Source organism: Paenarthrobacter sp. PPS72, assembly GCF_048537125.1.
In the GTDB taxonomy this organism is placed as follows: domain Bacteria; phylum Actinomycetota; class Actinomycetes; order Actinomycetales; family Micrococcaceae; genus Arthrobacter; species Arthrobacter nitroguajacolicus_E.
Genome location: NZ_JBLYIE010000085.1, coordinates 1 through 485, shown reverse-complemented (window position 1 = coordinate 485; position 485 = coordinate 1). Strand labels below are relative to the sequence as shown.

Annotated in this window: 1 protein-coding gene; it reads right to left on the bottom strand. The window is 61.6% G+C overall.

The genetic code is table 11. The features are described 5' to 3' along the window. Positions 1-198 precede the first annotated feature (198 nt). A partial coding sequence (locus tag ACLRGI_RS23145; RefSeq protein ID WP_419203780.1) for a transposase occupies positions 199-485 on the bottom strand: 287 nt, incomplete at its 5' end.

Genomic DNA, 485 nt, shown 5'->3' with positions numbered 1-485 from the left:
GCCTAAGTAAACGGTATTGGGGTTAGCCTCGATTTTTCATGGCGGTTGGTGATGGTTGCTGCTTTGGGCTGGCTGGTTGGTCGGGGGTTGTTTTCTGTTTTCGGGCAGCGTGGTTTGGCCCTTTGGTTCGCTTTGGGGTGGCGCCGGTTCCACTTCCGGTGATGGGGGCTGCTCGTCGGGGTAGGGTCAGTGACGGGCTCAGCCTGAGCGGGCAGGCAGAACTTCTCTAAGGTGGGTGGTGTTCTCCAGAAGCAGTTTCAGAAGGTCTTTCTCCGGCGCTGATTCTGGTAAGAGGAGCCGGGTGCGGCGGGCGCGGGTGATGATTTTCCCTGCGGTCGCGAAGATCCGGTAGCGCCAGCGTTTGATGTCCCAGGCTTTGGCGTGGTGGCCGTGCGGGAGGGCGGTGAGCTGGAGCCAGGAGACGAGGTTGAAGGCCAGGGTGGCGGTGTTGGCCCAGGCCTGGTTCGCGGCGAAGTCGAAGAACG